Here is a 14,496-nt window from a genome sequence, read left to right as displayed (position 1 = left end):
GAGGTATGTCCAGCGAGCCCGCCGCAAGCGATCATTTTTTTTCGGCGGCATCGGCGCGCAGGTCGATGCTGACGAGCCAGCCGCCCAGCCCGCCGACCTCGATCGGCAAGGTCTGGCGCAGGGATTCCAGTACCCGATCGGTATCGTCCAGCGGAAAGGCGCCCAGCACCCGCAACCGCGCGGCCTCGGGTGAAATGCGCAGGAAGCCGCGCCGGTAGGGCCGCAACGCCGCCACCACCGCGCCCAGCGGCTGGTCGCGCACCACCAGCATGCCGTCGTGCCAGGCCGCGGTTTCGGCCAGCGCGGCATCCGACGCGCCGATGCCATCCGCCCCGAAGCGCGCGCCCTCTCCCGCCGCCAGGACGCGCCGCTGGCCCGCCGCGCGGACTTCGACGCTGTGCTCGATCACACAGGCGACGCTGCCCTGCTCGTCGCGCGCCACGCCGAACACCGTGCCCAGCGCCTGCACCTCGCCATCGGGACTGGCGACGATGAAGGGCCGCGCGGCGTCGGCCGCGACCCGCACGTACACCGCGCCCGCGCGCAGCCGCAGCACGCGCGCGCGGCCGTCGAACGCCAGGTCGACGGCTGAACGCGCGTTCAGCGTGACTTCGCTGCCGTCCGGCAGCGGATAGGTATGGCGTTCGCCCGTCCCGGTGCGCAGGTCGGCGGCCAGGGTCCGCAACGGCGTCTGGCGGTCGACCAGGGCAGCGAGTCCGCCAGCCGCCAGCGCCAGCAGCAGGGCATTGCGCAGCGCGCGGCGTCGCGATACCGGCGCCAGCAGCGCCGCGCCCGCGGCCTGGATCGAGGCGCCGTCGCCCAGCGGCGCAAAAGTGGTTTTGACGGCGCCGGCAACCGCCTCCCAGGCGGCGGCGTGACGGGGATCGGCCTGGAGCCAGGCCTCGAAGCGGACGCGATCGGCCTCGGCCGCCTCGCCCGACGACAGCAGCACCATCCAGTCGACCGCGGCCTCGACGACGGCCGGCAGCGCGGGCACGCTCATGCGGCCAGGCGCGCCGCCACGCACAGCGTGATGGCCTGCTTCATGCCGCGGCGGACGGTGATGGCGGATACGCCAAGGCGTTCGGCGATCTGCGGATAGGTCAGCTCGTGCAACTGGCTCAGGAGAAAGATCTGCCGGACGCGCGCCGGCAGGCGCTGCAAGGCCCGGTCGATCTGCATCAGGGCCTCGACCACCAAGGCGCGCTGCTCTTCGCTGGGAACGCTGGCATGCGGCAGGGCCTCGAGGCTGTCAAGATAGGCGCGCTCGAGTTCGCGGCGGCGCCAGAACGTGTACAGCGTGCGTTGCGCCAGCGTGGTCAGGAACGCACGGGGTTCGTGGATCGGCTCGGTCGGGCGGCCGGCCAGTACCCGCACGAAAGTGTCGTGCGCCAGGTCGGCGGCATCATGGCGGCAACCCAGCCGGCGACGCAGCCATTCCAGCAACCACGGATGATGGGCCTCGTACAGCTGGGCGGCGGTGTGCGGCGTCGGCTGCGCAGGATGGGACATGGAGGGAATGGGAGGGCGGGCTAATCAACAATAAGAATTATTGTCATTTATTGATGGCCGCGCAAGCCTGCTCCGTGAAGCCGGACGGCGAGCAACGCCGGCCGGGGTCGACGGCCTGCGCCAGGGCGACCTCTATACTTGCACCTTCCGATTTCCCAGGAAACCGACGTGCCTCGATTGACCGCCTCGAAATGGTTCAGCTGGACCGGCATCGTGTTTGCCGCGCTTTACCTCGCCGTCGTCATCCTTTGCATCGCCGGCGCGCTGTCGGCCGACGGCGACGACAAGGGCCGCTTCATTCTGCTGCAACTGCCCTTGGCCTTGCAGCTTGCGCTGCTGCACGACCTGAACCTGGACCGGCTGCTGGGCGACCTGTCGTGGACCGGCGGCTACCTGCTGATCGGGCTGCCCACGCTGGCCCTCTTCTATTTCGTGGGATGGGGCCTGGAGAAACTGGTGCGCGCGGCCTTCCGGCCCATCGCGTCGCAACGGTAGGCCACGCCGCTCGCAACACGAAAAAAAACGGCCAGCGGCCGGTTTTTTATCGAACCACGACGCGCCTCAGGCCGGACCGGTCCACTCGGTGACGAACTCGCGGTAGTCCGGGCGGTTGGCCGGCGGCACCGCGCACGCCGGGGTGCCGATCGCCAGGAAGCCGAGGAAGCGGTAGTCCAGCGAATCCAGGCCCAGCGCCGCCTGCACGTCTTCGACGTAGGTGCCGATGCCGGTGCTCCAGAACGCGCCATAGCCCAGCATGTGGACGGCATTCAGGATGTTCATGGTGGCGCAGCCAGTGGCCAGCAGTTGCTCGGCCTCGGGGATCTTGGTGTTGTCGTGGGCGATCTTCTGCGCCACGGCGACGAACAGCGGCACGCCGGCCATCCACTCGCGCACCGACTTTTCCTTTTCCGGCGTCATGCGCGGGTCGCCGCTGCGCTTGACGGCTTCCAGCGCCACGTCGGCCAGCTTGCCGATGGCCTCGCCTTTGATCACCACGAAACGCCAGGGACGCAGCGCGCCGTGGTCGGGGGCCGACATGGCGGCCTGCAGGATCTGTTCGAGTTCGTCGGGCTTGGGCGCCGGCGCCCGCAGGAACTTGACGGAACGGCGCGAGGTGATGGCGTGCAGGGGCGTGGCGGTGGCGGTCTGGGTCATGGAGTCAGGCACAAGTTACGGAATTCTGGCGGTTTCCCAAATGGGAAAGAGAAGGGTTCTCATATTACGCCATGGCCGCGCCGGGGACGGCTATCCCCCTGCCCGGCGCATGGCGACTAGGACGTTCAACCCAGGTGGGTATGGCGCTCCTGGCGTTCCTCGACCTGCATTTCCGACAGGCCGTGCAGGATGCCGCAGTCTTCCGCGTCGGGCCGCGCCGACAGGCAACGCTGGCGCAGATCGGTCAATTGCGTCTTCAACTGGGTCAGCTCGGCGATGCGCTCGTCCACGTGGGAAATGTGTTCGTCGAACAGTTCATTGATGGGGCCGCATCCTGCCTGGTGATTGTCGGCCAGCGACAGGATCGCGCGGATCTCGTCCTGGGTCATGTCCAGCGCGCGGCAGTTGCGGATCAGCCGCAGGCGCTCCAGGTGGGGCTGGCCGTAGCTGCGGTAGTTGTTCAGTCCCCGTTCCGGGGCGGGCAGCAGCCCTTCCTTCTCGTAATACCTGACGGTTTCGACCGTGGTGCCGGCCGCCATGGCCAATTCGCCGATACGCATCGTGCCTCCCGGACGCATCCGATGGATTTAGGGGGTTGACCCTATAGTAACTCCAAGGTGTGCAATGCGGTCAATGGCTTACGAAAAGGCAACGAGAATGTCTTCAGCATCGACCCGACACCCCGAACACTCCGCCACCGCCGGCGCCTGCTGCGGTGGACACGCGCCCGCCGCCAAGCGCGCCGGCCCGGGCTACGGCCACGACCATGGCCAGGCCCAGGGCCAAGATCACGACCATGGTCAAGGTCACGACCACCGCCACGATCACGACCATGGTCAAGACCACGACCACGGCCACGGCCACGCGCACGACCATGAGCATGGCCACGCCGCCACGGCCTGCTGCAGCCACGACGCCGGCGCCATCCGCATGTCGGGCGGCGCGGCCGCGCTGCAGGCCGGCCCGGGCCAGTTGCTGGCGCGCCTGCGCATCGGCCAGATGGACTGCCCGACCGAGGAAACGCTGATTCGCAAAAAGCTCGACGGCGTCGCCGGCGTGCACGCGCTGGACTTCAACCTGATGCAACGCATCCTGACCGTGGTGCACGCCGAAGGCGCGCTGGACCGCATCACGGCGGCCATCAAGTCGCTGGGCATGACACCCGAGCCTTTGGCCGACGACGCGCCGCGCACGCCGGCCCCGGCCGCCGCGCCCGTGAACTGGTGGGCCATCGGCGGCGCCGGCGTGCTCGCCGCGCTGTCCGAAGCGTCGCACTTCGCCGGCATGCACTGGGGCGTCACCGCCGCGCTGGCGGTGGCCGCCATCCTGGCCTGCGGCATCAGCACCTACCGCAAGGGCTGGATCGCCGTGCGCAACGGCAACCTGAACATCAACGCGCTGATGAGCATCGCCGTCACCGGCGCGGTGCTGATCGGCCAGTGGCCGGAAGCGGCCATGGTGATGTTCCTGTTCAATGTGGCCGAACTGATCGAGGCCCGTTCGCTGGACCGCGCCCGCAACGCCATCCGCGGCCTGCTCGACCTGGCGCCCGAAACCGCCACCGTGCGCCAGGCCAACGGCGCCTGGAAACAGGTGCCGGCGGCACAATTGCAGATCGACGATGTGGTGCGGGTGCGACCGGGCGAACGCATCGCCGCCGACGGCATCATCGTCAGCGGCCGTTCGGCGGTGGACCAGTCCCCCATCACCGGCGAAAGCCTGCCGGTGGAAAAGGCCGAGGGCGACCAGGTCTACGCGGCCACCGTCAACACGGCCGGCTCGTTCGACTACCGCGTCACCGCCGCCGCCGGCAACACCACGCTGGCGCGCATCATCCACGCGGTCGAACAGGCCCAGGGCGCGCGCGCGCCGACCCAGCGCTTCATCGACCGTTTCTCGCGCATCTACACGCCCGCCGTGGTCGGCGTGGCGCTGCTGGTGGCCGTCGTGCCGCCGCTGCTGTGGGACCAACCCTGGTTCGACGCGATCTACCGCGCGCTGGCGCTGCTGATCATCGCCTGCCCCTGCGCCCTGGTGATCTCCACGCCGGTCAGCATCGTCAGCGGCCTGACGGCGGCCTCGCGCCGCGGCATCCTGGTCAAGGGCGGCGTGTACCTGGAGGAAGGCCGCAACCTGAAGTGGCTGGCGCTGGACAAGACCGGCACGCTGACCCACGGCAAGCCGGTGCAGACCGACCTGCAGGACTGGGACGTCTCCGACCTGGCGCGCCAGCCCGCGGCGCAGGTCGCCGCCAGCCTGGCGGCTCGCTCCGACCACCCGGTGTCGCTGGCCATGGCCAACGCCGCGCGCGACGCCGGCCAGGCCCTGCTGGAAGTGGACGACTTCACCGCCCTGCCCGGCCGCGGCGTCAGCGGCAAGGTGGACGGCGTGCTGTTCCAGTTGGGCAACCGCCGCCTGATGCGCGAGCTGGGCGTGTCGGACGAAAAGCTGGAAGCCCGCTTCGACGAACTGGAACAGCAGGGCAAGAGCGCTATCGCGCTCAGCGATGGCCAGCGCGTGCTGGCGCTGGCGGCGGTGGCCGACACGGTCAAGCCCACCAGCGCGGCCGCCATCGCCGACCTGCACGCGCTGGGCGTGCGCACCCTGATGCTGACGGGCGACAACACGCCCACGGCGCAAGCCATCGCGCGCCAGGTCGGCATCGACGAAGCGCGCGGCGACCAGCTGCCGGAGGACAAGCTGGCCGCCATCGAAAGCAAGCTGGCGCCCGCCGGCAAGGTCGGCATGGTCGGCGACGGCATCAACGACGCCCCGGCCCTGGCCCGCGCCGATATCGGCTTCGCCATGGGCGCGGCCGGCACCGGCACCGCCATCGAGACGGCCGACGTGGCGCTGATGGACGACGACCTGCGCAAGATCGGCACCTTCCTGCGCCTGTCGCGCGCCACCCACCGCGTGCTGGTGCAGAACATCGCGCTGGCGCTCGGCATCAAGGTGGTGTTCCTGGCGCTGGCGATGACCGGCAACGCCACGCTGTGGATGGCGGTGTTCGCCGACGTCGGCGCCAGCCTGCTGGTGGTGGCCAACGGCTTGCGGCTGCTGCGGGCCGCCCCGGCGGCGAACTGAAGCGCCGCCCTGATGCAAAACGCCCCGGCGGGAATCTCCTGCCGGGGCGTTTTTCCACATCGGCGCGGCGTCGCGCTTTCGCGCCGTCCGATCGTTCAAGGCGCACTGCGCGGGAAGGCGGCCTCGGCCGCCCTGATCATGCGGGGATGCAACGCCGAATGCGCCGCGCGTCAGCCGGTCTGTTCTTCCTGCGGCCAGTCGCGCAGCACCGGCGCGTCCGGCGCGCCCGGTCCGACTTCGCGCAGGTGATCGTGCTGCAGCAGCGCCATTCGGTAGGCATCGCGGTAGGCGCCGTTGGAAAAGAACTCTTCCTTGAGCAGCCCTTCGATCTGGAAGCCGCAGCGCTCGTAGATGTGCACGGCGGCGCTGTTGTCCTTGTCCACCACCAGGTAGACCTTGTGCAGGTTCAGCACGCGGAAGGCGTAGCCCACCGCGATGCGGGTGGCGGCCTTGGCGTAGCCGCGGCCCTGGTAGCTGGGCGCGATGATGATCTGGAATTCGGCGCGGCGGTGGATGTAGTCGATTTCCACCAGTTCCACCAGGCCGGCCGGCTGGCCGGTGTCGTGCTCGATGATGAAGCGCCGCTCGTTCTGGTCGTGCAAGTGGCGGTCATAGAGGGCAACCAGTTCGTCGTAGGCCTCGTAAGGCTCTTCGAACCAATAACGCATGATGACGTCGTTATTGTTGATCTTGTGGACGAAGTGCAGGTCGCCGCGCTCCAGGGGGCGTATTTTGATATCGGATATTACCGACATAGAAACCTCCGAAAGTGCCGCCATTGTAGCTTACGCTGCCCTGAAACGCCCTTTACATGGCACTCTCACGGCAAGGATGGCTTGTTCATTGACCTACAGCAGAAAAATGCCTGAAAAAGCGCATGGATGCTTGAACCTTTCAAAACCAGGCCCCATCCCCGGTAACGAAATGCGCCCGCGCATCGCCCCGCGCCGAGGTTGCCCCGCCCCGGGCGTGGCCGGCGCCGTCACGGCGCCGCGAACGCCGGCAGGCGCTGCTCGATGCGGCGCACCACCTCGTTGGCGGCCGACGACAGCGGCCGCCCCAGGCGCAGCAGCATCTGGCACTCGGGCGCGCTCAGGATCGGATGCGCGATCGGCAGCGCCACCAGTTCGCCGCTGGCCAATTCGTGGTGCACGCCCAGGTTCGGCATCAGCGTCACCCCGGCGCCGCTGATGGCGTACTGCTTGAGCACCCGCAGCGAATTGGTGGTCAGGCTCGGCGTCAGGTGGATGCGTTCGGTGAACTCCAGCAGGTCGACCGCCTGGCGCAACCCGTAAGGCGCGGACATCAGCGCGAACGGATACGGCAGGATGTCGGCAATGGTGAGCGGGGCGCGATGGCGCGCCAGCGCGTGGCCGCGCGCCGCCAGCAGGCAGACCGGATGCTTGCGGCTGGCGCGGCAGCGCAGCCGCGGGTCCACGGGCGGGTTGTAGGCCAGGCCGATGTGCGCGGCATCCGTGGCCACCGCCTCGACCACCTCGTTGACCGAGCCGACGTTGACGCTGACGTTGATGCGCGGGTGTTCGATGCAGAACGGCCCGACCACGTGCTCCATCAGGCTGTCGATGAAGCCCTCGCTGATCATCAGATGGACGTTGCCGCGCCGCATGCCGCGCAGTTCCTGCAGGCGCGTGTTCAGGTGTTCCTGCTGCGCGCGGCAGGCGCGGTGGTATTCCAGCAGCATGTCGGCGGCCTCGGTCGGCGTCAGGCCGCGCGCGCGCCGTTCGAACAGCGCCACGCCCAGTTCCTTTTCCAGCAACTGGATCTGGCGGCTGATGACCGAGGGCGCGGTGCCGAGCTTGTCGGCGGCGCCGCGGATCGAGCCACAGGCCACGACCTCGTTGAAGTATTTCAGCCGCGTCTGGCTGATTTCGGCCATCGCTTCCCCTGTATGTTTTGTCATGAACGCCCAGACGCCGGGCAGCATGGCCGCGGCATCGTTTTTCCGTTGCCCTGAAGGCAACGATAATTTATCACCCAGGTCATTGTTTCGAACACTGCGTGCTCGCAATATGGACGCCGCGCGGACCCGCCCCCGGGAACCGCCGCCATCCCAACCACCGCGGCGGGCGCAGACCCGCCCGCGAGGAGACACGCAATGCCCCATCAGGCCACGCCAGGCGCCGATCCGCGCTTGGCTCCGCTATACCGCAAGATCACCTGGCGGCTGCTGCCGTTCCTGCTGCTCTGTTATGTGTTCGCCTACCTGGACCGCATCAACATCGGCTTCGCCAAGCTGCAGATGCAACAGGACATCGGCATCTCGGACGCCGTCTACGGCCTGGGCGCGGGCATCTTCTTTCTCGGCTATGTGATGTTCGAGGTGCCCAGCAATCTGCTGCTGACGCGCATCGGCGCACGCCGCACCATCAGCCGCATCATGGTGCTATGGGGCCTGACCTCGGCCTCGATGCTGTTCGTGCAGGGCGAATGGAGCTTCTACGTCCTGCGCTTCATGCTGGGCGTGTTCGAGGCCGGCTTCGCCCCCGGCATGATCTTCTACCTGACCTACTGGTATTCGCAGTCGCGCATGGCGGGCGTCATGGCGGTGGTGATGCTGGCCGGCCCGATCGGCGGCATCGTCGGCGGCCCGGTCTCCGCCTGGATCATGACGGCCTTCTCCGGCGCGCATGGCCTGGACGGCTGGCAATGGATGTTCCTGCTGGAAGGCCTGCCCTGTGTGCTGCTGGGCGTCATCGCCTTCCGCTACCTGGACGACAAGCCGGCCGAGGCGCGCTGGCTCAGCGCCGAGGAAAAGGCGCTGCTGGCCGCCGACCTGGACAGCCGCGGCGCGCACAAGAAGCACGCCTTCGCCCAGGTGCTGCGCGATCCGGCCATCTACGGCATGGCGCTGACCTACTTCTGCCTGATCTGCGGCATCTATGCCGTCAGCTTCTGGCTGCCGACGCTGCTCAAGCTGGCCGGGGTGCAGGACACCATGCAGATCGGCCTGTACTCGGCGATCCCCTACGTGGCCGCGGCGGTCTTCATGCTGTGGTTCGCGCGCAGCTCCGACCGCATGCGCGAACGCCGCTGGCACACGCTGGTGCCCGCCCTGCTGGCCGGCGTGGCGTTGTGCATCGCCACCGCGGCGCCGACGCAATTCGCGCTATCCCTGACGGCCATCACGCTGGCCACCGGCTTCATGTGGGCCGCCTACACGGTATTCTGGGCGATTCCGTCGCAGTACCTGCAAGGGGAAGCCGCGGCGGGCGGCATCGCGCTGATCAACAGCATCGGCTTGCTGGGCGGCTTTCTCAGCCCGTCCATCATCGGCTGGGTCAAGGAATCCACCGGCAGCCTGGCCGGCGGCCTGTACGCGATCTCCGCCCTGCTGGTGGCCGGCGCCCTGCTGCTGCTGGTGAATCGTCCCCCCCAATCCGCGCCCGCGCGCGCCTGACGCTCAAAGGAATCGATCATGCATATTCTGGTGGCTGGCTTCCAGCACGAGACCAATACCTTCGCGCCGTCCAAGGCGGCCTACGAGAACTTCGTGCGCGGCGAGGGCTTTCCCGCCATGGTGCGCGGCGAGGACATGCTGGCGCTGCGCGAGGTCAACATCCCCGCCGGCGGCTTCATCAACGCCGCGCTGGCGCAGGGCCACACCGTGCGCACGGTGATCTGGGCCGGCGCCAGCCCGTCGGCCCACGTCACCCGCGACGCCTACGAACGCATCGCCGGCGAGATCGTCGACGCGGCGCGCGCCGGCGGCTTCGATGCCATCTACCTGGACCTGCACGGCGCCATGGTGGCCGAGCATCTGGACGACGGCGAAGGCGAACTGCTGGCCCGGGTGCGCGCGCTGGTCGGCCCCGGCGTACCGGTGGTCGGCAGCCTGGACCTGCACGCCAACGTCACCGCGCGGATGCTGCGCGAGGCCGACGGCCTGGCCGCCTTCCGCACCTACCCGCACGTGGACATGGCAGTGACCGGCGAGCACGCCGCGCGCCTGCTGGCCGCGCGCGTCGCGGCCGGCGACAAGTGGGTGCGCGCCGAACGCCGCCTGCCGTTCCTGATCCCCATCAACGGCATGTGCACGATGCTGCAGCCGTCGCAAGGGGTGTATGAAGAACTGGAGCGCCTGGAACGGACGCCGGGCGTGGCCTCGATCTCGTTCGCGCCGGGCTTTCCGGCGGCGGACTTTCCCGAATGCGGCCCGGTGGTTTGGGCCTACGGCACCGACGCCGACGCGGTCGAACGCGTGACCGAGGCGCTGTACCAGCGCGTGCTGGAACTGGAACCGCAATGGTCGCCCGACTTCCTGGCGCCGGCCGACGCCGTCAAGCGGGCCCAGGCGCTGGCGGCCGGCGCCTCGCGCCCCGTGGTCATCGCCGACACCCAGGACAACCCGGGCGCGGGCGGCGACGCCAACACCACCGGCATGCTGCGCGCGCTGGTCGAGGCCGACGCGCAGAACGCCGCGCTGGGCCTGTTCTACGATCCCGAGGCCGTGCGGCAGGCGACCGCCGCCGGCATCGGCGGCAAGGTGAAGCTGCGCCTGGGCGGCCAGTCCGGCGTGGCCGGCGACGCGCCGTTCGAGGGCGAATTCGTGGTCGAGACGCTGTCGCCGGGCAAGCTGCGCTTCGATGGCCCGATGATGAACGGCATGGACGTGGACCTGGAGGCGGTGGCCGGGCTGCGCCTGGGCGGCGTGCGCGTGGTGGTCAGCGCCACCAAGTCGCAGATGCTGGACCGCAACCTGTTCCGCGTCGGCGGCGTGCAGCCCGAGGAGATGGCGATCCTGGTGGTGAAAAGCTCGGTGCACTTCCGCGCCGACTTCCAGCCGATCGCGCATGAGGTGCTGGTGGCCAAGGCCCCGGGCCCGATGCAGGCCGATCCCGCCGACCTGCCCTGGACCCGGCTGCAACCGGGCATCCGCATCAAGCCGCTGGGGCCGGCATTCGCGGCTTGAATTCGCGGCCTGGTCTTGAACGGAACGCGGATGGAAGGCGGACGGCCGCGTCCTACTTGAGCTTGCCCCGCGGGCTGACGAAATCTTCCAGCGTCAGCCCTTTTTCCTTGAGGATGGCTTCCAGCAGCGGCTGCAGCTTGCCCAGGCTTTCCTGGACGGTCTCGCGCACCGTGTCCACCACCACCTGGGTGCTGCGCTCGATCTCGATGTTGACGTGGTCGCCCACCTGCTTGTCCTCGAACACCGTCATGCGGCGGGTCTCGGGGATCAGCCAGACTTCGAACCAGCCCTCGGCGCGGTTCACCTCGGACACGGTCAGGCTGGCGCCGTTGATGGCGATGTAGCCCTTGGCGAACACGTACTTGCGGAACGCCTCGGGGATGCTGAAGCGCATCAGGCGATTGGTGTCCGACGACTTCACCATCACCACTTCCGAGGTGAAATCGACGTGGCCGGACAGCGGATGGCCGCCGATCTCGGCGCCATCCCTGGCGGCGCGCTCGACGTTGGCGCGGTCGCCTTCCTGGTAGCTGCCCAGCGTGGTAATCGCCAGGCTTTGCAGCATGACGTCGAAGGTGGCGTGGTTGGCGTCGAGGATTTCGGTGACCGTCAGGCAGACGCCGTCGGTCGAGACGCTGGCGCCGACCGCCAGATCCTTGCAGAAGCCGTCGGGAAACGCCAGCGTAAACGTGCGCAGGCCTTCGCGGTCCGCGATGTTCGCGATCTTCGCGGTGCCTTGGACAATACCGGTGAACATGCTGATCCTGGATACGGGGCGTGGCGCCCCTGGCAAAACATCAAAGGTAACCGATATTTTGCCACCGGGCGCCCGCCCCTGCCGGGGCGGCACGCCCGGCCGCCGCCGGATCAGTGGCGGATGGCGATGGTCTTCAGGGTGGTGAAGCCATACAGCGCCTCGAAGCCCTTTTCACGGCCGTAGCCCGACTGGCGCGAACCGCCGAACGGCAGTTCCACGCCGCCGCCGGCGCCGTAGTTGTTGACGAACACCTGGCCGGCGCGCAGCTTGCGCGCCAGGCGCAGCTGGCGGCCGCCGTCGCGGGTCCAGACGCCTGCCACCAGGCCGTAGAGCGTGCCGTTGGCGATTTCCAGCGCTTCTTCCTCAGTGTCGAACACCATGGCGGCCAGCACCGGGCCGAACACTTCTTCCTGCGCCAGGCGGCTCTTGGGCGGCACGTCGCGGAACAGCACCGGCGGCTGGTAGAAGCCGCTGTCGGGCGCGCCGTCCTTGAGCTGGCCGCGCGCCGCGACCTTCAGGCCCTCGGCTTCGGCCTCGGCCAGGAAACCGCGCACGCGGTCGTGCTGGCGGGCGCTGATCAGGGGGCCGACGTCCAGGTCCTGCGCGGCGGGGCCGGTGACGGTGGCCGCGAACGCCTCGCCCAGGCGCGCCAACACTTTCTCGTAGACGCCGCGCTGGATCAGCACACGGCTGCCGGCCGAGCAGGTCTGGCCCGCGTTCTGGATGATGGCGGCCAGCAGCACCGGCATGGCGGCGTCCAGGTCGGCGTCGTCGAACACGATCTGCGGCGACTTGCCGCCCAGCTCCAGCGTCACCGGCACGTGGTTCTCGGCGGCGGCGTGCGCCACCATCTTGCCGGTCTGCGGCGAGCCGGTGAACGAGATGTGGTCGATGCCGGGATGCGCCGACAGCGCCGCGCCGGCCTCGTGGCCATAGCCCGTGCAGATGTTCAGCGCGCCGGCGGGCAGGCCCACCTCGGCGGCGATCTCGGCCAACTTGAGCAGCGACAGGCAGGCGTCCTCGGCCGGCTTGACCACGCAGGCGTTGCCCGCGGCCAGCGCCGCGCCGACGCTGCGGCCGAAGATCTGCAGCGGGTAGTTCCAGGGAACGATGTGGCCGGTCACGCCATGCGCTTCGCGCACGGTCAGCACGGTGAAGCCCGGGGTGTAGGGAATGGTCTCGCCGTGCAGCTTGTCGACCGCGCCGGCATAGAACTCGAAATAGCGCGCCACGGCGGCGGCGTCGGCGCGGGCCTGCTTGATCGGCTTGCCGGTGTCGGCGGACTCCAGCTGCGCCAGTTCTTCCTGGCGGTCGAGCAGCGCGAAGGCGATGCGCATCAGCAGGCGGCTGCGGGCGGCCGGGGCCATCTGCCCCCACTCGCCCTCGAAGGCCTGGCGCGCGGCGACCACGGCGCGGTCCACGTCCGCCTCGCCCGAGCGCGCGATGGCCTCGAACACCTTGCCATCGGACGGGTTCAGCACGGGGATGGTTTCGCCGCTGGCGGCGGGCACCCATTGATTGGCGATAAAGTTCTTCTGAGTCACGGTGTGCGGAGTAAAGTAACGGCCGGTTGGCCGGTTGCGGAACGCGCGGATGCGGGGGTCTCCTGGCGCGCCCGGTGCAGCCGGATCGCGCCACCCGGGCGTCGATGGCGCGCGGTGTGGTTATAAGGATGCGTCCAAGGTAAGGGAGCGCCTCGCAACTTGTCAATTGAATTGACAGCTTTTATCCCAAGCTTCAGGATATTTTGATGCCGACTCGGGTTATCCCTAGGGTCCCACGCCATGCCGCCATGCGCTCCAACGCCGACAGCCGTTTTCCGATTTGTCATGACCATTAACAAACCCGGCGTTCGCGCCATGGGAGCAAGGCAATGAGCAAGGTGCGCGATCCGCAACTGGACAAGCTGCTCACCGCGGCCAGCCGGCCGCGGCCCGAGCTGGACGTCCTGGCCGAAGTGGCCTCGGGCCTGGGCTACGTGCGCGCCGAACGCTTCGCCGAGCGGGTCTACGAAAGCCTGTTCTACGCCATCGCCACCGGCAAGATCGCGCCCGGAGCCAAGCTGCCGACCGAACTGGAACTGGCCGCGCTGTTCGAAGTATCGCGGCCGGTGGTGCGCCAGGCGCTGGACCGCTTGCGCGAAGACCAGTTGGTCGAGTCGATGCGCGGTTCGGGCAGCTACGTGCGGGCCAAGCCCGACCTGATGGGCGGCATGCCCGCGGTCGACCCGGCGCGCCGCGTCGGCCACATCCTGGAAGGCCTGGAACTGCGCATGGTGATCGAACCGGAATGCGCCTATCTGGCCGCCCTGCGCCGCACCGACGACGACCTGGCCGAAATGGACCGCATGCTGGCCGGCTACGAGGCCGCCGATGCGGCCGGCGCCATCGCCCACCACCACGACTACGGTTTTCACCGCGCCATCGCGGCGGCCACCGGCAACCAGCGTTTCGTGCAGGTGCTCAAATCGCTGGAGTACGACGTCAGCCATGCCGTCAACGTGATGCGCCACCTGGTGCACAGCGAACCCTGGAAGCGCACCCGCGCCGCCATCGACGAGCACCGCCAGATCTATCGGCTGATCCGCGAACAGGACGCCGAGGGTGCCCGCAACATCATGCGCGCCCACATCGAGAAGGCCCGCAGCCGCATGCTCAACAGCGGCTCGGAACAGTGAACCACCCTTCTTGCGACGTCGCGCCGGGATAGCCTCCGGGCGCCGGCCCTTTCCGCTTCACCCTGTCCATCCGATTCATCGCCCGTTTTCCTGCCTGATCACCGCCATGCCCAGCACCGCCCTCCCCCTGGACCAGCAACTCGTCATCGTCACCGGCGCCAGCCGCGGCCTGGGCGCGGCCATCGCGCGCGCCTTCCTGCGCGAAGGCGCGCGGGTCGTCGTCAACTACCTGAACAGCGAAGCCGCGGCGCGCGGCGCGAAGTGACCACGCCGGAACAGTTCGCCGACGCGGTGCTGTTCTTCGCCAGCCCGTGGTCGCGCGCGGTGACGGGACAGAATTTGATCGTGGATGGGGGGCTGGTGAAGGGGTGAGGCGGC

General features: G+C 68.8%; 14 protein-coding genes and 1 pseudogene. 7 read left to right on the top strand and 8 right to left on the bottom strand.

Translation table 11 applies throughout. The features are described 5' to 3' along the window. Positions 1-31 precede the first annotated feature (31 nt). Together AC6CR5_RS02545 and AC6CR5_RS02540 are read right to left on the bottom strand one after the other, a co-directional pair. Complete coding sequence (locus tag AC6CR5_RS02545) at positions 32-1,003, bottom strand: FecR family protein (RefSeq protein ID WP_024068586.1); 972 nt, start codon at positions 1,001-1,003, stop codon at positions 32-34. Next, positions 1,000-1,512: a sigma-70 family RNA polymerase sigma factor gene (locus tag AC6CR5_RS02540; protein WP_006386389.1), complete on the bottom strand. Its 513-nt coding sequence runs from the start codon at positions 1,510-1,512 to the stop codon at positions 1,000-1,002. Before AC6CR5_RS02540 ends, AC6CR5_RS02545 begins: the two co-directional genes overlap by 4 nt. A 168-nt stretch (positions 1,513-1,680) precedes the next feature. Here AC6CR5_RS02540 and AC6CR5_RS02535 point away from each other — a divergent pair, with 168 nt between their 5' ends. After that, positions 1,681-2,007 carry a hypothetical protein gene (locus AC6CR5_RS02535; protein WP_024068585.1) on the top strand — a complete coding sequence of 109 codons (327 nt, stop codon included), beginning with the start codon at positions 1,681-1,683 and terminating at the stop codon, positions 2,005-2,007. 66 nt (positions 2,008-2,073) lie between these two features. Here AC6CR5_RS02535 and AC6CR5_RS02530 read toward each other — a convergent pair whose 3' ends face one another. Both AC6CR5_RS02530 and cadR read right to left on the bottom strand, forming a co-directional pair. Next, positions 2,074-2,667, bottom strand: coding sequence for a nitroreductase family protein (locus AC6CR5_RS02530; RefSeq protein ID WP_150100291.1), 594 nt, complete (start codon positions 2,665-2,667; stop codon positions 2,074-2,076). A gap of 125 nt (positions 2,668-2,792) precedes the next feature. Continuing rightward, the gene (cadR, locus tag AC6CR5_RS02525; RefSeq protein ID WP_150100290.1) at positions 2,793-3,227 is read right to left on the bottom strand and encodes a Cd(II)/Pb(II)-responsive transcriptional regulator; all 435 of its coding nucleotides are present in this window, start codon (positions 3,225-3,227) and stop codon (positions 2,793-2,795) included. 97 nt (positions 3,228-3,324) lie between these two features. Here cadR and AC6CR5_RS02520 point away from each other — a divergent pair, with 97 nt between their 5' ends. After that, positions 3,325-5,754 (top strand): heavy metal translocating P-type ATPase, encoded by a 2,430-nt coding sequence (locus tag AC6CR5_RS02520; protein ID WP_233639360.1) that lies wholly within the window; start codon positions 3,325-3,327, stop codon positions 5,752-5,754. A 170-nt stretch (positions 5,755-5,924) separates the two neighbouring features. On the opposite strand, the gene speG is transcribed toward AC6CR5_RS02520, so the two are convergent. Together speG and AC6CR5_RS02510 are read right to left on the bottom strand one after the other, a co-directional pair. Next, complete coding sequence (gene speG, locus AC6CR5_RS02515) at positions 5,925-6,509, bottom strand: spermidine N1-acetyltransferase (protein ID WP_006386394.1); 585 nt, start codon at positions 6,507-6,509, stop codon at positions 5,925-5,927. A 227-nt stretch (positions 6,510-6,736) separates the two neighbouring features. Continuing rightward, a complete protein-coding gene (locus tag AC6CR5_RS02510; protein WP_047992815.1) occupies positions 6,737-7,651 on the bottom strand; it encodes a LysR family transcriptional regulator in 915 nt (304 codons plus the stop codon). A gap of 219 nt (positions 7,652-7,870) precedes the next feature. On the opposite strand from AC6CR5_RS02510, the gene AC6CR5_RS02505 reads away from it, so the two are divergent. Beyond that, positions 7,871-9,172, top strand: coding sequence for an MFS transporter (locus AC6CR5_RS02505; protein WP_054416003.1), 1,302 nt, complete (start codon positions 7,871-7,873; stop codon positions 9,170-9,172). Positions 9,173-9,190: 18 nt separating this feature from the next. Continuing rightward, positions 9,191-10,684 (top strand): M81 family metallopeptidase, encoded by a 1,494-nt coding sequence (locus AC6CR5_RS02500; RefSeq protein WP_006386397.1) that lies wholly within the window; start codon positions 9,191-9,193, stop codon positions 10,682-10,684. 52 nt (positions 10,685-10,736) lie between these two features. On the opposite strand, the gene AC6CR5_RS02495 is transcribed toward AC6CR5_RS02500, so the two are convergent. Together AC6CR5_RS02495 and AC6CR5_RS02490 are read right to left on the bottom strand one after the other, a co-directional pair. Next, positions 10,737-11,441: a riboflavin synthase subunit alpha gene (locus AC6CR5_RS02495; protein WP_448684874.1), complete on the bottom strand. Its 705-nt coding sequence runs from the start codon at positions 11,439-11,441 to the stop codon at positions 10,737-10,739. A gap of 110 nt (positions 11,442-11,551) precedes the next feature. Next, positions 11,552-12,985 (bottom strand): aldehyde dehydrogenase family protein, encoded by a 1,434-nt coding sequence (locus AC6CR5_RS02490; RefSeq protein WP_026382705.1) that lies wholly within the window; start codon positions 12,983-12,985, stop codon positions 11,552-11,554. A gap of 329 nt (positions 12,986-13,314) precedes the next feature. On the opposite strand from AC6CR5_RS02490, the gene AC6CR5_RS02485 reads away from it, so the two are divergent. The 3 genes and pseudogenes from AC6CR5_RS02485 to AC6CR5_RS02475 all read left to right on the top strand — a co-directional run. After that, positions 13,315-14,118 carry a FadR/GntR family transcriptional regulator gene (locus tag AC6CR5_RS02485; RefSeq protein WP_020927258.1) on the top strand — a complete coding sequence of 268 codons (804 nt, stop codon included), beginning with the start codon at positions 13,315-13,317 and terminating at the stop codon, positions 14,116-14,118. A 106-nt stretch (positions 14,119-14,224) separates the two neighbouring features. Next, positions 14,225-14,383, top strand: a complete 159-nt coding sequence (locus tag AC6CR5_RS02480) for an SDR family NAD(P)-dependent oxidoreductase (RefSeq protein WP_233639359.1) — start codon at positions 14,225-14,227, stop codon at positions 14,381-14,383. Next, positions 14,374-14,490: pseudogene (locus AC6CR5_RS02475) on the top strand (SDR family oxidoreductase); the annotation flags it as partial. The gene AC6CR5_RS02480 and the pseudogene AC6CR5_RS02475, both read left to right, overlap by 10 nt. Positions 14,491-14,496 lie beyond the last annotated feature (6 nt).

The sequence above is a fragment of the Achromobacter sp. EG18 genome (genome assembly GCF_059759395.1).
The sequence above is the reverse complement of the archived record's forward strand: the minus strand, read 5'-3'. Positions and strand labels throughout refer to the sequence as shown.